The organism is Kitasatospora cinereorecta (assembly GCF_024172095.1).
GTDB classification, from domain to species: Bacteria; Actinomycetota; Actinomycetes; order Streptomycetales; family Streptomycetaceae; genus Kitasatospora; species Kitasatospora cinereorecta.
This window is the reverse complement of record NZ_JAMZDX010000005.1, coordinates 423,483-438,245: the sequence shown is the minus strand read 5'-3', so window position 1 is coordinate 438,245 and position 14,763 is coordinate 423,483. Positions and strand designations below refer to the sequence as shown.

The 14,763-nt window shown below is 73.2% G+C and carries 14 protein-coding genes and 1 pseudogene; 10 read left to right on the top strand and 5 right to left on the bottom strand.

From position 1 onward, the window contains the following. Positions 1–75: 75 nt before the first annotated feature. The 8 genes from hpnE (at position 76) to cpt (ending at position 10,355) form a co-directional block, all read left to right on the top strand. A complete protein-coding gene (gene hpnE / locus FHR36_RS27555) occupies positions 76–1,473 on the top strand; it encodes a hydroxysqualene dehydroxylase HpnE (RefSeq protein WP_253801373.1) in 1,398 nt (465 codons plus the stop codon). After that, positions 1,470–2,627 (top strand): polyprenyl synthetase family protein, encoded by a 1,158-nt coding sequence (locus FHR36_RS27550; RefSeq protein ID WP_380231635.1) that lies wholly within the window; start codon positions 1,470–1,472, stop codon positions 2,625–2,627. Before hpnE ends, FHR36_RS27550 begins: the two co-directional genes overlap by 4 nt. A gap of 7 nt (positions 2,628–2,634) precedes the next feature. Beyond that, the gene (shc, locus tag FHR36_RS27545; RefSeq protein ID WP_253801371.1) at positions 2,635–4,590 is read left to right on the top strand and encodes a squalene--hopene cyclase; all 1,956 of its coding nucleotides are present in this window, start codon (positions 2,635–2,637) and stop codon (positions 4,588–4,590) included. After that, entirely contained in the window at positions 4,587–5,252 is a 666-nt protein-coding gene (locus FHR36_RS27540; protein ID WP_253801369.1) for a phosphorylase family protein, read from the top strand. The genes shc and FHR36_RS27540 overlap by 4 nt, the downstream gene beginning before the upstream one ends. Positions 5,253–5,254: 2 nt before the next feature. After that, entirely contained in the window at positions 5,255–6,280 is a 1,026-nt protein-coding gene (hpnH, locus tag FHR36_RS27535; RefSeq protein ID WP_253801367.1) for an adenosyl-hopene transferase HpnH, read from the top strand. A 119-nt stretch (positions 6,281–6,399) separates the two neighbouring features. After that, a complete protein-coding gene (dxs, locus tag FHR36_RS27530) occupies positions 6,400–8,325 on the top strand; it encodes a 1-deoxy-D-xylulose-5-phosphate synthase (protein ID WP_253801365.1) in 1,926 nt (641 codons plus the stop codon). After that, positions 8,322–9,746: an aspartate aminotransferase family protein gene (locus FHR36_RS27525; protein ID WP_253801363.1), complete on the top strand. Its 1,425-nt coding sequence runs from the start codon at positions 8,322–8,324 to the stop codon at positions 9,744–9,746. The genes dxs and FHR36_RS27525 overlap by 4 nt, the downstream gene beginning before the upstream one ends. A gap of 72 nt (positions 9,747–9,818) precedes the next feature. Continuing rightward, a complete protein-coding gene (gene cpt, locus FHR36_RS27520) occupies positions 9,819–10,355 on the top strand; it encodes a chloramphenicol phosphotransferase CPT (RefSeq protein WP_253801361.1) in 537 nt (178 codons plus the stop codon). 22 nt (positions 10,356–10,377) lie between these two features. On the opposite strand, the gene FHR36_RS27515 is transcribed toward cpt, so the two are convergent. Further along, entirely contained in the window at positions 10,378–10,866 is a 489-nt protein-coding gene (locus tag FHR36_RS27515; protein WP_253801359.1) for a hypothetical protein, read from the bottom strand. Positions 10,867–11,068: 202 nt separating this feature from the next. Between FHR36_RS27515 and FHR36_RS27510 the strand changes: the two genes are divergently transcribed. After that, a complete protein-coding gene (locus FHR36_RS27510; RefSeq protein ID WP_253801357.1) occupies positions 11,069–11,806 on the top strand; it encodes a 3-oxoacyl-ACP reductase family protein in 738 nt (245 codons plus the stop codon). Between the two features lie 32 nt (positions 11,807–11,838). Here the strand turns inward: FHR36_RS27510 and FHR36_RS27505 are convergent, their stop codons facing one another. Continuing rightward, positions 11,839–12,114, bottom strand: a complete 276-nt coding sequence (locus FHR36_RS27505; protein WP_253801355.1) for a DUF6343 family protein — start codon at positions 12,112–12,114, stop codon at positions 11,839–11,841. A gap of 66 nt (positions 12,115–12,180) precedes the next feature. Here FHR36_RS27505 and FHR36_RS27500 point away from each other — a divergent pair, with 66 nt between their 5' ends. Beyond that, positions 12,181–12,366, top strand: coding sequence for an I78 family peptidase inhibitor (locus tag FHR36_RS27500; RefSeq protein ID WP_253801353.1), 186 nt, complete (start codon positions 12,181–12,183; stop codon positions 12,364–12,366). Positions 12,367–12,632: 266 nt separating this feature from the next. On the opposite strand, the pseudogene FHR36_RS40065 reads toward FHR36_RS27500, so the two are convergent. From FHR36_RS40065 to fabG, 3 genes and pseudogenes are all read right to left on the bottom strand, one after another. Further along, positions 12,633–12,893 (bottom strand): annotated as a pseudogene (locus tag FHR36_RS40065) (phosphatase PAP2 family protein); the annotation flags it as partial. Positions 12,894–13,525: 632 nt separating this feature from the next. Next, the gene (locus tag FHR36_RS27490) at positions 13,526–13,717 is read right to left on the bottom strand and encodes a hypothetical protein (RefSeq protein WP_253801351.1); all 192 of its coding nucleotides are present in this window, start codon (positions 13,715–13,717) and stop codon (positions 13,526–13,528) included. Between the two features lie 145 nt (positions 13,718–13,862). Continuing rightward, positions 13,863–14,630 carry a 3-oxoacyl-ACP reductase FabG gene (gene fabG, locus FHR36_RS27485; protein WP_253801349.1) on the bottom strand — a complete coding sequence of 256 codons (768 nt, stop codon included), beginning with the start codon at positions 14,628–14,630 and terminating at the stop codon, positions 13,863–13,865. Between the last annotated feature and the right edge of the window lie 133 nt (positions 14,631–14,763).

Below are 14,763 nucleotides of genomic sequence, written 5' to 3'. Positions count from 1 at the left end.
CTGTGTCAACAGAGATCCACTGGTGACACCGGCGGCGTTCCGCCCGGACCGGCACCACGGCACGGGGAGGGGCAGATGACCGCACGGGTGCACGACGCCCAGCCCACCGCCGTGGTGGTCGGCGGCGGCCTGGCCGGGATCACCGCCGCGCTGCGCCTCGCCGAGGCCGGCCGGCGGGTCACCCTGGTCGAGGGCCGGCCCCGGCTCGGCGGCCTGGCCTTCTCCTTCCGGCGCGGCGAGCTGACCGTCGACAACGGCCAGCACGTCTACCTGCGCTGTTGCACCGCCTACCGCGGCCTGGTCGACCGGCTGGGCGCGGGCCACCTGGTGGACCTCCAGCCCCGGCTGGACGTGCCGGTGCTCGGCCTCGGAGCCGACGGCTCCCGCACGCTGGGCCGGCTGCGCCGCGCCGAGCTGCCCGTCCCGCTGCACCTGGCCGCCAGCCTGGCGACCTACCCGCACCTCGGCCCGGCCGACCGGCTGCGGGTGGTCCGGGCGGCGCTCGCGCTGCGCCGCCTCGACCTGGCCGACCCGGCGCTGGACGAGGTCTCCTTCGGTGACTGGCTGCGACGACAGGGCCAGACCCCGGCCACCCTGGCCGCCCTCTGGGACCTGGTCGGCGTGGCCACCCTGAACGCCACCGCCGACCGCACCTCGCTGGCGCTGGCCGCGATGGTCTTCAAGACCGGCCTGCTCTCCGACCCGGGCGCCTCCGACATCGGCACCGCCCGGGTGCCGCTCGGCGAGATCCACCACGACCGGGCCCGCGCCGAGCTGGAGCGGGCCGGGGTCCGGGTGCTGTTGCGGGCCAGGGCCGCCGAGCTGAAGCCCGCCGACCAGCACGCCGTACGGCTGGAGAGCGGCGAGCTGCTCACCGCCGACACCGTGGTGCTGGCCGGGGCCCAGGACGCGGCGGCGGACCTGCTGCCGCCCGGTGCGATCGAGGGCCAGGAGCGGCTCGCCGAGCTGGGCACCGCCCCGATCCTCAACGTCCACGTGGTCTACGACCGCAAGCTGCTGCGCCGCCCGTTCTTCGCCGCGCTGGGCTCGCCGGTCCAGTGGGTCTTCGACCGGACGGCCCATTCCGGCCTGGCCGTGCCCGGGGCCCAGTACCTGGCGCTGTCGCAGTCCGCGGCCGAGGACGAGATCGACCTGCCGGTGGCCGAGCTGCGGGCACGCTACCTGCCGGAGCTGGAGCGGCTGCTGCCCGCGGCCCGCGGCGCCGAGGTGCTGGACTTCTTCGTCACCCGCGAGCGCACCGCCACCTTCGACCCCGCACCCGGCACCGCCGCGCTGCGCCCGGCCGCCCGGACCCGGATCCCCGGCGTGCTGCTGGCCGGTTCGTGGACGGCCACCGGATGGCCCGCGACGATGGAGAGCGCGGTGCGCAGCGGCCATGCCGCGGCCGACGCCGCGCTGGCCGGAGCCGGACGGCTGCCGGTCGACCGCGGCGACGGAAGGTGGCCCCGATGACGGCGCGCCCTTCAACCACTGACTTCGCATCCGGCCGACCCACCGCGGCGGCCGGCGCCACGCACCGAGAGGGAACGAACGTGGAGGCTCGTACCGGCTCCCCGGTCAAGGACACGACGACCGTGCTGGACCTGCTGGCCCGCGGACGGACCATGTGCACCCCGTCGATGCGGCAGGCCGTCGCCCGTTTGGCCGCACCGATGGACACCGTCGCGGCGTACCACTTCGGCTGGATCGACCGGGACGGCAAGCCCGCGGCGGGCGACGGCGGCAAGGCCGTCCGGCCCGCGCTGGCCCTGCTGTCGGCCGAGGCCGTGGGTGCATCCGCCGAGGTGGGAGTACCCGGTGGGGTATCGGTTGAACTGGTGCACAACTTCTCCCTCCTCCATGATGACCTGATGGACGGTGACGAGACCCGACGGCACCGGGCCACGGCGTGGACGGTCTTCGGGCCGGCCCAGGCGATCCTGGCCGGCGACGCGCTCGCCACGCTGGGCACCGAGGTGCTGCTGGACGCCGCCGTGACCGGCGGGGCCGACCCCGCCGACGCCGCCCGCGCCGTCCGGCTGATCACCACCGCCACCCGCAAGCTGATCGACGGGCAGGCGCTGGACGTCTCCTTCGAGCAGCGCGACGTGGTCACCGTCGAGGAGTGCCTGACCATGGAGGGCGGCAAGACCGGCGCCCTGCTGGCCGCCTCGGCGGCGATCGGCGCGGTGCTGGCCGGGGCCGACGACCGGGTCTCGGACGCGCTGCAGCGCTACGGCCACCACCTGGGCCTGGCCTTCCAGGCGGTCGACGACCTGCTCGGCATCTGGGGAGCCACCGAGGTCACCGGCAAGCCGCACTGGAGCGACCTGCAGTCGCGCAAGAAGTCGCTGCCGGTCTGCGCGGCGTTGGCCGAGGGCGGCGCCGCCTCCCGCAAGCTGGCGGAGCAGCTGGCCGACCCGACCGGCCGGGGCGAGGAGAGCGAGCAGCAGCTCGCCGCCCGCGCCGCGCTGATCGAGGACGCCGGCGGCCGGGCCTGGACGCAGGAGGAGGCCCGCCGCCAGTACGAGACCGCCCTCGCCGCTCTGGACGAGGTTCCCATGGCCGACGTGGTGCGGGAGCACTTCGTCGCACTCGCCGAATTCGTGGTGGTACGAGAGAGGTGACGTGAAGGTGACAGCAACAGCAGGCGGCCGGATCGACCCCAAAGCCTCAGTTGCAGTACGACAACCTGACGATTCCTCACCTGGGGCGGCGCTCAGCCGCGCCACCGCCCATCTGCTGTCCCTTCAGCACGCCGACGGCTGGTGGAAGGGCGACCTGGAGACCAACGTCACCATGGACGCCGAGGACCTTTTACTGCGCCAGTTCCTCGGCATCCGCACCGAGGAGCAGACCCGGGCCACCGCGGCCTGGATCCGCTCCCAGCAGCGTGACGACGGCACCTGGGCCACCTTCCACGGCGGGCCGCCCGAACTCTCCACCACCGTGGAGGCCTACGTCGCGCTGAAGCTGGCCGGCGAGGACCCCGGGGCGCCGCACATGGCCGCCGCCGCCGCGTACGTCCGCGGCGCCGGCGGGATCGCGGCCGCCCGGGTCTTCACCCGGATCTGGCTCGCCCTGTTCGGCTGGTGGCCCTGGGAACAGCTCCCCGAACTGCCACCCGAACTGATCTTCCTGCCCCGCTGGGCACCGCTGAACCTCTACTCCTTCGCCCAGTGGGCCCGGCAGACCATCGTCCCGCTGACCGTGGTCTCGGCCCACCGGCCGGTCCGCCCGGCCCCGTTCGACCTCACCGAACTGCACACCGACCCGGCGAATCCTTTCCCCACCCGCCCGCTGGCCCCCGCCGCCAGCTGGGACGGCCTCTTCCAGCGCCTCGACCGGCTGATGCACCACTACCACCGGTACGCGCTGCGCCCGCTGCGCCGCCTCGCCATGCAGCAGGCCGCCCGCTGGATCATCGAGCGCCAGGAGTCCGACGGCTGCTGGGGCGGCATCCAGCCGCCCGCCGTCTACTCGCTGATCTCGCTCAGCCTGCTCGGCTACTCCCTCGACCACCCGGTGATGAAGGCCGGGATCGCCTCCTTCGACGGCTTCACCGTGCACACCGAGGACGGCCGCCGCTGGATGGAGGCCTGCCAGTCCCCGGTCTGGGACACCTGCCTGGCCACCATCGCGCTGCGCGACGCCGGCCTGCCCGGCGACCACCCCGCCCTGGTGCGGGCCACCGACTGGATGCTCGCCGAGGAGATCACCACCCGCGGCGACTGGGCGGTCAAGCGGCCGCAGCTCGCCCCCGGCGGCTGGGCCTTCGAGTTCCAGAACGACACCTACCCCGACGTCGACGACACCGCCGAGGTGGTGCTCGCCCTGCACCGCGTCGCCCACCCCGAACCCGAGAAGGTCGACGGCGCGATGCGGCGCGCGGTCGAGTGGACCCTCGGCATGCAGTCCCGCAACGGCGCCTGGGGCGCCTTCGACGCCGACAACACCAGCCCGCTCCCCAACAAGCTGCCGTTCTGCGACTTCGGCGAGGTGATCGACCCGCCCTCGGCGGACGTCACCGCGCACATGGTCGAGATGCTCGCCGCGGTCGGCCTCGCCCACGACCCCCGCTGCCGGCGCGGCATCAGCTGGCTGCTGCGCAACCAGGAGGCCGACGGTTCCTGGTTCGGCCGCTGGGGCACCAACTACATCTACGGCACCATGTCGGTGCTGCCCGCGCTGGTCGCGGCCGGCATCGCCGTCGACCACCCGGCGGTGCGCCGGGCCGTGCGCTGGCTGGGGATGCGGCAGAACGAGGACGGCGGCTGGGGCGAGGACCTGCGCTCCTACCGCGACCCGGACGCCTGGTCCGGGCGCGGCGAGTCCACCGCCTCGCAGACCGCCTGGGCGCTGATGGCCCTGCTGTCGGCCGGCGAACGCGAGTCCGCCGCGGTCGAGCGGGGCGTCCAGTGGCTGGTTGGGGCCCAGCGGCCGGACGGCACCTGGGACGAGCCGCAGTTCACCGGCACCGGATTCCCCTGGGACTTCTCCATCAACTACCACCTCTACCGGCTGGTCTTCCCGGTCACCGCGCTCGGCCGCTACGTCCGCGACGAGCCGCTCGGCGGGGGTGCCGCATGACCCTCCCCCTGCTGGTGGTCTGCGCACTGCGGGCCGAGGTGTGGGCGCTGCGCGGCGGCGACTGGTCCGACGCGCCGGACGGGCCCCCGGTGCTGGCCCGCACCGGCATGGGCCGCCGTCGGGCCCGGCGCACCGTCGGCGCGCTGCTGGCGAGCGGCGGGTACGGGGCGCTGGTGGTGGCCGGCTTCGGCGCCTCGGTCGGGCCCGGCACCCGGGCCGGCGACGTGATCGTGGCCGACGGGGTGCGCGACCCGGACGGCGGGTCCTTCCCGCTCGACCTGGCCCCGCCGCTGGTCAAGGCGCTCCAGACCCGCGGCCTGACCGCCCACACCGGCCTGCACCACACCGCCGACCATGTGGTCCGCGGCGCCGAGCGGCGGGCCCTGCACGCCACCGGAGCGCTGGCCGTCGACATGGAGGCCGCCGGCGTCCTGGCCGCCCGCGCCGAGCTGTGCCCCGACCTGCCCGCCGCGGTGCTGCGGATCGTCGTCGACACCCCCGAGCGGGAGCTGATCCGCCCCGGCACCCTGCCGGCCGGCGTGCGCGCCTGGCGGGCGCTGCGCGCCACCGTGCCCGCCCTCACCGAGTGGCACCGCCAGGTCGCCGCCACTCCCCTGGAACCTCTCTCCCCGTCCTCGACGCTCCCCCAGGAGGCGAGCTAGCCATGGCCATGCCGCTGCGCCAGACCATCCGCGTCAGCACGTACCTCATGCAGCAGAAGCTCAAGCGCAAGGACAAGTTCCCGCTGATCGTCGAACTGGAGCCGCTGTACGCCTGCAACCTGGCCTGCGAGGGGTGCGGCAAGATCCAGCACCCGGCCGGGGTGCTCAAGCAGCGGATGCCGGTCGCGCAGGCGGTCGGCGCGGTGCTGGAGTGCGGCGCGCCGATGGTCTCCATCGCCGGCGGCGAGCCGCTGATGCACCCGCAGATCGACGAGATCGTCCGGCAGCTGGTCGAGCGGCGCAAGTACGTCTTCCTCTGCACCAACGCCCTGCTGATGCGCAAGAAGCTCGAGAAGTTCACCCCTTCGCCGTATTTCACCTTCGCGGTGCACATCGACGGACTGCGCGAGCGGCACGACGCCTCGGTGGCCAAGGAGGGGACCTTCGACGAGGCGGTCGAGGCGATCAAGGAGGCCAAGCGGCGCGGCTTCCGGGTCACCACCAACTCGACCTTCTTCAACACCGACACCCCGCAGACCGTCATCGAGGTGCTGGACTACCTCAACGACGAGCTCAAGGTCGACGAGATGATGATCTCCCCGGCCTACGCCTACGAGAAGGCCCCCGACCAGGACCACTTCCTGGGCGTCGAGCAGACCCGGGAGCTGTTCCGCAAGGCGTTCGCCGGCGGCAACCGGCGGCGCTGGCGGCTCAACCACAGCCCGCTCTTCCTCGACTTCCTGGAAGGGAAGGTCGACTTCGAGTGCACCGCGTGGGGCATCCCCAACTACTCGCTGTTCGGCTGGCAGCGCCCCTGCTACCTGATGGCGGACAGCTACGTCCCCACCTACCGGGAGCTGATCGAGAAGACCGACTGGTCCAAGTACGGCCGCGGCCGGGACCCGCGCTGCGACAACTGCATGGCCCACTGCGGGTACGAACCGACCGCCGTGCTGGCCACCATGGGCTCGCTGAAGGAGTCCCTGCGCGCGGCCCGCGAGACCCTGGCCGCGGGGAAGGTCAACTAGAAACGCCGATGGTCCGGGCCGCGTGGCGGTGGCCCGGACCCGACAGGCGGGGCGGCCCGGGTGGCCGCAGGCTGGACACCGACAGTCATCGCTCCGGAAAAGAGCCGCGAGGTGAAGCCATGTCACTGCTGACCGAGATCAAGGGGCCCGCGGACCTCAGACGCCTGCACACCGAGCAACTGCCCCTGCTCGCCGACGAGATCCGCGACTTCCTGATCGACGCGGTCACCCGCACCGGTGGACACCTCGGCCCCAACCTCGGGGTCGTCGAACTCACCATCGCCCTGCACCGGGTCTTCGACTCCCCGCACGACCGGATCCTCTGGGACACCGGCCACCAGGCGTACGTACACAAACTGCTCACCGGGCGGCAGGACTTCTCCCGGCTGCGAGCCAAGGACGGCATCTCCGGCTACCCCTCGCGCGCCGAGTCCGACCACGACCTGATCGAGAACTCGCACGCCTCCACCGCCCTCGGCTACGCCGACGGCATCGCCAAGGCCAACCAGCTGCTCGGCAGCGACCGCTGCACCGTCGCCGTGGTCGGCGACGGCGCGCTCACCGGCGGCATGGCCTGGGAGGCGCTCAACAACATCGCCGAGGCCCAGGACCGGCCGCTGGTCATCGTGGTCAACGACAACCAGCGCTCGTACGCGCGGACCGTCGGCGGACTCGCCCACCACCTGGCCACCCTGCGCACCACCCGCGGCTACGAGCGCTTCCTGGCCTGGGGCAAGGACGCGCTGCAGCGCACCCCGGTGGTCGGCCAGCCGCTGTTCGACGCGCTGCACGGCGCCAAGAAGGGCTTCAAGGACGCCTTCGCCCCGCAGGGCATGTTCGAGGACCTCGGGCTGAAGTACCTCGGCCCGATCGACGGCCACGACATCGGCGCCGTGGAGCAGGCGCTGCGCCAGGCCCGGCACTTCGGCGGCCCGGTGATCGTGCACTGCCTGACCGTCAAGGGCCGCGGCTACCGCCCCGCCGAGCAGGACGAGGCCGACCGCTTCCACGCCGTCAACCCGATCGACCCCTACACCTGCCTGCCCATCTCGCCCTCGGCGGGGGTGTCCTGGACCTCCGTCTTCGGCAGCGAGATGCTCGCCCTCGGCGCCGAGCGGCCGGAGCTGGTGGCGGTCACCGCGGCGATGCTCCAACCGGTCGGACTCGCCGAGTTCGCCGCCGCCCACCCGGACCGCACCTACGACGTGGGCATCGCCGAGCAGCACGCGGTGGCCAGCGCGGCGGGCCTGGCCACCGGCGGCCTGCACCCGGTCGTCGCGGTCTACGCGACCTTCCTCAACCGGGCCTTCGACCAGGTCCTGATGGACGTCGCCCTGCACCGGCTCGGCGTCACCTTCGTGCTCGACCGGGCCGGCGTCACCGGCAACGACGGCGCCTCGCACAACGGCATGTGGGACCTGTCGATCCTGCAGGTCGTCCCCGGGCTGCGGCTGGCCGCCCCGCGCGACGCCGACCAGCTGCGCGAACAGCTGCGCGAGGCCGTCGCGGTGGACGACGCCCCGACCGTACTGCGCTTCCCCAAGGGCAGCCTCGGCCCCGCCGTACCCGCCATCGAGCGGATCGGCGGCGTCGACGTCCTGCAGCGCACCGGCCCCGCACCCGACGTCCTGCTGGTCGCCGTCGGCGCGATGGCCCCCGCCTGCCTGGACGCCGCCGCCCTGCTGGCCGCCGACGGCTTCACCGCCACCGTGGTCGACCCGCGCTGGGTCAAGCCGGTCGATCCCGCCCTGGTCCGGCTCGCCGCCGACCACCGGCTGGTGGTCACGGTCGAGGACAACGGCCGCGCCGGCGGCGTCGGCGCCGCCCTGGCCCAGGCCATGCGCGACGCCGGCGTGGACGTACCGCTGCGCGACCTCGGCGTCCCGCAGGAGTTCCTCGCCCACGCCTCGCGCGGCGAGATCCTCGAGGAGATCGGACTCACCGGCACCGGCGTCGCCGCCCAGACCGGCGCGTTCGCCCGCAGGCTGCTGCCGGGCACCCGCGGCAGCGCCCAGGAGTACCGGCCCCGGGTGCCCCGGACATGACCGATCCCGCCGCACCCGAGGAGCGAACCAGCACCATGTCGGACGCCTTCGACCTCGCCGCGCTGCTCGCCCAGCGCGGCGCCGAACGGTACGAGCTGCACGCCAAGTACCTCAACCCGCAGCTGCCCCGGATGCTGCACACCATCGGGTTCGACAAGTACTACGAGCGCGCCGAGGGGCCGTACTTCTACGACGCCGAGGGCAACGAGTACCTCGACATGCTGGCCGGATTCGGCATCTTCGGACTCGGCCGCCACCACCCGGTGGTCCGCGAGGCGGTCAAGCAGGTGATGGACCTCGACCTGCCCGACCTCACCCGCTTCGAGTGCCCGCCGCTGCCCGGCCTGCTCGCCGAGCGGCTGCTCTCCCACGCCCCCGGCCTGGAGCGGGTGTTCTTCGGCAACAGCGGCACCGAGGCCGTGGAGACCGCGCTGAAGTTCGCCCGCTGCGCGAGCGGGAAGAAGCGCGTCCTCTACTGCGACCACGCCTTCCACGGGCTCACCATCGGCTCGCTCTCGGTCAACGGCGAGGACGGCTTCCGCAAGGGCTTCGGGCCGCTGATCCCCGACACCGCCATCCCGCTCGGCGACCTCGGCGCGCTCAAACGGGAGCTGAGGAAGGGCGACGTCGCCGCGCTGATCGTCGAACCGATCCAGGGCAAGGGCGTGAACGCCGCCCCGGACGGCTGGCTCGGCGCGGCCCAGGCTCTGCTGCACGAGCACAAGGCGCTGCTGATCTGCGACGAGGTGCAGACCGGTATCGGCCGCACCGGCGACTTCTTCGCCTACCAGCACGAGCCCGGACTGGTCCCGGACCTGGTCTGCGCGGCCAAGGCGCTCTCCGGCGGCTACGTGCCGGTCGGCGCCACCCTCGGCAAGTCCTGGATCTTCGAGAAGGTGTACTCCTCAATGGACCGGGTGCTGGTGCACTCCGCCAGCTTCGGCTCCAACGCCCAGGCGATGGCTGCCGGGCTGGCCACCCTCCATGTGATGGAGCAGGACGGGGTGGTGGACAACGCCCGCCGGGTCGGCGACCTGTTCCGCGAGCGGCTGGCCGCGCTGGTCGACCGGTACGAGATGCTGGCCGAGGTGCGCGGGCGCGGACTGATGATCGGCATCGAGTTCGGCCGACCCAAGTCGCTGAAACTGCGCACCGGGTGGACGGCGCTCCAGGCCGCCCGCAAGGGCTTGTTCGCGCAGATGGTGGTGGTGCCGCTGCTGCAGCGCCACCGGATCCTCACCCAGGTCTCCGGCGACCACCTGGAGGTGATCAAGCTGATCCCGCCGCTGATCATCACCGAGAAGGAGGTCGACCGGTTCGTCGACGCCTTCACCGAGATCATGGACGAGGCGCACAAGGGCAGCGGCCTGATGTGGGACTTCGGCAAGACCCTGGTCAAGGGGGCGGTCGGCTCGCACTGACCACTGACCACTGACCACTGACCGGGCCGCCCGCCGGCGGAACTCGTGGGCCCGGATCGTAGAGTGGCGCGGGTGACCGTACAGGTGATCGTGCTCAACGGCGGCTCCAGCTCGGGCAAGTCGAGCCTGGCGAGGGCCCTGCAGGAGCTGCTGCCCGAGCCCTGGCTGACGCTCGGCACCGACACCCTGGTCGACGCGCTGCCGCCCGCACTGCGCGACGGCGGCGACGGCATCGGCTTTGCCGCCGACGGCGCGGTCGCCGTCGGCGACACCTTCCGGCAACTGGACGTGGCCTGGAGCCGGGGCGTCGCCGCGATGGCCCGGGCCGGCGCCAGGATCGTCGTCGACGAGGTCTTCCTCGGCGGCCCGGCCTCGCAGGAGCGCTGGCGCACCGCGCTGGCCGGACTCCCGGTGCTCTGGGTGGGCGTCCGCTGCGACGCCCGGACCGCCGCCGCCCGGGAGGCGGCCCGCGGGGACCGTACCCCCGGCATGGCCGCCGCCCAGTCGGTCGCCGTCCACCGCGGCGTCGCCTACGACCTGGAGGTCGACACCGCGGCGGCCGGTCCCGCCGCCTGCGCCCGGATCGTCGCCGCGCGGCTGGCCGGCTGACCGGCGGTCACTCCGCCCGCCGCTACTGCCGGGGGCAGATGGTGGTCTGCAGGGCGATCAGGATCTTCTCGGCGGTGTCCGGGCCGAAGCCGTTCGGGTGGCTCGGCGAGGTGAAGCGCTGATTGATCTGGCTGACCAGCTTGGCGCGGTCCTTGGGCGTGTTGTAGATGTCCTGGCACTGCTTGCGGGCGTTCTCGACCGCCTGGTCCGGCTTGCCGCCGACGATGTCCTTGTCGACCGCGTCCAGCGCGGCGATCAGCTTCGCGGTGGTGGCGGCGTCCGGCTTGGGCGGCAGGCCGGCGTCGGCCGGCGGGGCGGCCTTGGACGCGGGCGCGGAAGCGGCGGCCGAATCCGCCGGCGAGGCGGCGTCCTGGCCGGGCGTGGCCGCGCCGGCGGTGGTCGAGGCGGCGGGGGAGGCCGCGGAGCCGCCGGTCGACGAGCTCGAGCACGCGGTGAGCGCGAGCATCGCGGTGAGGGGGACGGCGGCGAGGGCGAGGGTACGGAGACGCATGGCCGACACGATGTCATGTCCCCGCTGGCGCCGTCGAGAGCCGAACGCCACGTCCGAATGCCGCCGGACCCGGAGCGCCGCCCCGAGCAGGATCGGAACGGACCGGGAACGCCGGCCCGACGGGAACGGGGCGATCGGTACTCGGCGATCGGTGCTCGGCGATCGGTATTCGGCGATCCACACGCGACGGAAGGGCTCGACCATGACACTGGACGGCAAGGTGGCGCTGGTGACCGGCGGCAGCAGGGGAATCGGCGCGGCGGTGGCGCTGCGCCTGGCCGCGGACGGCGCCGACGTGGCGCTCACCTACCGACAGAACGCGGCACTCGCCGCGGAGGTGGTGGACGCGGTGAAGGCGCTCGGCCGGCGCGCCCTGGCGGTGGCCGCCGACAGCGCCGACCCGGCGGCCGTCCGGGCCGCCGTCGCGGGGACGGTCGCCGCGTTCGGCCGCCTCGACATCCTGGTCAACAGCGCGGGCGTCGCGGCGCTCGGCCCGCTGGAGGAGCTGACGGATCCGCAGATCGACCAGGTGCTGGACGTCAACGTGCGCGGTGTGCTGGTCGCCTGCCAGGCGGCCCTCGCCCACCTCGCCCCCGGCGGCCGGATCGTCACCATCGGCAGCTGCCTCGCCGAGCGGTCGCCGTCGCCGGGCGCGGTGCTCTACAGCGCCAGCAAGAGCGCGCTGTCCGGCCTGACCAGGGCGCTGGCCCGCGAGGCCGGCGGCCGCGGCATCACCGTCAACCTGGTGAACCCCGGTCCGACCGACACCGACATGAACCCGGCCGACGGGCCCGATGCCGACGCCCAGCGTGCGCTGACCGCGCTCGGCCGCTACGGCGATCCGGCCGAGGTCGCCGACACCGTCGCCCACCTGGTCGGGGACGGCGGCCGCTACATCACCGGCGCCGGCATCGCGGTCGACGGCGGCGTGGTCGCCTGACCGCTGTCACCCGACCGCTCGGTGTGTCCGACTCACCGCTCGGTGCGCCGGCGGCGGACCACCACCCAGAGATCGACCAGCGCGAACAGCGACAGCGCGAAGCAGCCGAGGGCGAAGGCGACCAGGGTCTTCTGTCCCGGCACACCCGAGGCAGGGGGATCGGCCGCCCACACCGCGAAGCCGATGGTGGCCAGCGCGAACAGGGGCGTGAACAGGACGGACAGCAGGAAGCGGAGCTTCAGGTCGCTCCTGGCGGTGGCCGGCTCGGTGCCGCTGCGCCAGGTGCGAGGGGTTCTGGCCGGGCGCATCAGGATCGCCTCCCGCGTGGCGGGTCTACTCTTTCAGCGTAGGACCCGCGGCAAGGGGGCGATCCGATGGACGACGAGGTGGCGGACTACCGCGGGCTGCCCGTGGAGGTGGCCCGCACGCTGGCGGCCGACCGGGGCTGGCGGACGGTCCGGGAGCTGGAGCCCGGCGCGCTGCTCACCATGGAGTACCGCTCGGACCGGCTCAACCTCACCGTGCGGGACGGCGTGGTCGAGCGGGCCTGGACCGGCTGAGTCGCCACGGGCTGGGCCATCGCCTGGACCGGCACGGCCTGCACGGGAACCGGCTGGAGGGGAACGGACGGGCGGGGCGAGGACGGGCGGGGCGCGGGCACCTTGATCGGGACCGGGCGCAGCCGGACCGGCCGTGCGGCGGGTTCGGTCCGCTGCCAGATCGCGGTGAGCCTGGCGTCGGCCGCGGCCAGCGCGGGCTCGGCGAGCGGCAGGGCGAGCAGCACCAGCAGGCCGGCGGCCCAGCCGGCGAAGACGTCCGAGATCCAGTGCGTGCCGAGGTAGACCGTGGTCAGCCCGATCGAGGCGGCGGTCAGCCCGGCCAGCACCGCGCCGGTCCGTCGCCAGGTCGCGGCGAGGTAGGCCAGCACGCCCCAGGTGACCACCGCGTTGGCGGTGTGCCCGGACGGGAAGATGGTGCCGCCGGAGAACAGCTCGGGTGAGCCGACGTAGTGGGCGTAGTGCGGCCCGAGCCGACCGGTGACGATCTTGACACCGCCGACGGTGACGTTGAGCAGCAGCAGGGCCATACCCATCACCAGCAGCGGACGGGCCGAGCGCAGCCGGTAGGAGCGCCAGCCCAGCCAGAGGCTGGCCGCGATCGCGGTGGGACCGCGCTGGCCCGCGACCACCCAGATGTCCAGGTACGGCTGCAGCTCGGGCCAGCGGTAGTACGGGCGCAGCTGCTGGAGCCACCAGTCGAGGTCGACCAGGGCGGTGTCGCAGAGGATGCCGAGGACCACCGCGAGGTAGGCCAGCCCGGTGACGACGAAGAGGACCGAGTGCCGCCGACTGATCGGTGGAAGACCGGATTCGAGCGAACCTGCTCTCTTCTGGTCTGTTATCCGGATCTCGGCGGATTGGGTCTCGGCTGGCACGGCGTCGACATTACCGGCTGGGTCGGACGCGTCCGGCTGATTCGCGCGATCTGTCACCGGCTGGTGACATGCGGACCAGGGCCTTCACAAATGAGCAGGTCAGGAGTGTCCGGATAGCGGAGCAGTCGTCAGGAATCGTGCGCCGACGGTGCCTCCGGGCGCCGTTTCCGAGCGGTTTCTCCCATTGCGGTACGGGTGGTGCGGACACGAAAGGGGCGACCAATTCGTTTCGCGTGACGTACGTCACGGAATTGGCCGCCCCCGGTGGGCGGAGGACGCCGAGGTCAGGGGAGCAGCCGCTCCACGGCCTTCGCGCCGTACATTTCGAGGTCGCGGCGGGCCTTCTCGATGAGTTCGGGAGTGGGGGTGCGGCCGGAGGCCATCACCAGGTCCACCGGGTCGACCGGGTGCTCGGCACCCGTGTGCAGCAGGTGGTCCGGGGTCGGCATGGACTCGCTGTCCAGGGATTCGGTCATCAACGCCTCCGTGGTGGGAGCACCGGAGGGGCCGCGCCGGCCCCGCCGGTCCGATGACCCGCCGCCCGCGCGGGGCGGCAGGCCTCTGCACATCGAGTGTGGACCTCCGGGTGCCCTTTGCGCGATGCGAACCGCCGACCGCGGTTCAGTCGAGCGGGCCGCCCGCGACGTACACGACCTGACCGGAGACGAAGCCGGCGCCCTCGCTGGCGAAGAAGGAGATGGTGTGGGCGACGTCCTCGGGGGTGCCGACCCGGTTGACCGGGATGGCGGTGGCGGCGGCCTGCTTGAACGCCTCGAACTCCATGCCCACCCGGGCCGCGGTGGCGGCGGTCATGTCGGTGGCGATGAAGCCGGGGGCGACGGCGTTGGCGGTGATGCCGAACTTGCCGAGCTCGATCGCCAGGGTCTTGGTGAAGCCCTGCAGGCCGGCCTTGGCCGCGGAGTAGTTGGCCTGGCCGCGGTTGCCCTGGGCGGAGGAGGAGGACAGGCTGACGATCCGGCCGAAGCCGGCGTCCACCATGTGCTTCTGCACCGCGCGGGTCATCAGGAACGCGCCCTTGAGGTGCACGTTCATCACGGTGTCCCAGTCCGACTCGGACATCTTGAACAACAGGTTGTCGCGCAGTACGCCCGCGTTGTTGACCAGGACCACCGGCGCGCCCAGCTCGGTGGCGATCCGGTCCACCGCGGCCTGCACCTGCTCGGCGTCGGAGACGTCCGCGCCGACGGCCAGTGCCCGGCCGCCCGCCGCGACGATCGCGTCCACGGTGTCCTTGCCGGCCGACTCCTCCAGGTCGACCACGGCGACCGCGTACCCGTCCGCGGCCAGCCGCTTCGCGGTGGCGGCGCCGATGCCGCGGGCCCCACCGGTGACGATCGCGACCCGGGTGCTGCTGCTCTGCTCGGTCATGCTCGTACTCGTCTCTCTCACTGGGGTGACGGGCGAGCCGGCGCGCTGCCGGCGGCCCGTCCGACGGATGGTGCACAGCGCGTTGCGGCGGCCACCCTACCGGCGGGTAGCCTTCCGGGCCAGAGGACAGCTC